The following is a 530-nucleotide window of genomic DNA, read 5'->3' on the forward strand; positions in this document are numbered from 1 at the left end:
GCCAGAGGTGACGCCGCCGGAGCCTGCTGATCCCGTTATTCCCGAGCCGCCAGTACCAGACAAAGTGGTGTCTCGTATTGCACTAAACCAAAGCCGCGTGTCACTTGCAGAGGGTGAGCTGGCGCAGGTGAAAGTCATCGGCTTTTATAACGATGGCACTCAAGACGACCTTACATCACAAGTTGTTTGGAACGTTGATAATGCTGATATCGTTAACATCGACGAACGCGGTGTGATTACAGCGCTTAAAACGGGTGTTTCGGTCATTCGCGCAGACCTAGATGAGTTCAGTAGCGAAATGACTGTACAGGTTGTGGACGCGAAGTTGACCAACATTTACTTCGATGTGCCACATAAGGCGATTGCCAAAGGGCTAAGCTTTCAAGCGAAAGCTTACGGTGAATATACTGACAAGCAAACCCGTGATATTAGCCATCTCGTAGAGTGGGACTCCACAGATTGTAGCGTTGTCATGCCAGGCACAAATGGCATTTTCACCGCACAAGATGAGGGTGACACGGATATCTGTG

Annotated in this window: 1 protein-coding gene; it reads left to right on the plus strand. The window is 49.8% G+C overall.

Going from position 1 to position 530, the window contains the following annotated elements; all coding sequences use genetic code 11:
- A partial coding sequence (locus R7Q46_RS30015; protein ID WP_318078698.1) for an Ig-like domain-containing protein occupies nt 1-530 on the plus strand: 530 nt, incomplete at both ends.

The sequence above is a fragment of the Vibrio sp. 811 genome (genome assembly GCF_033339195.1).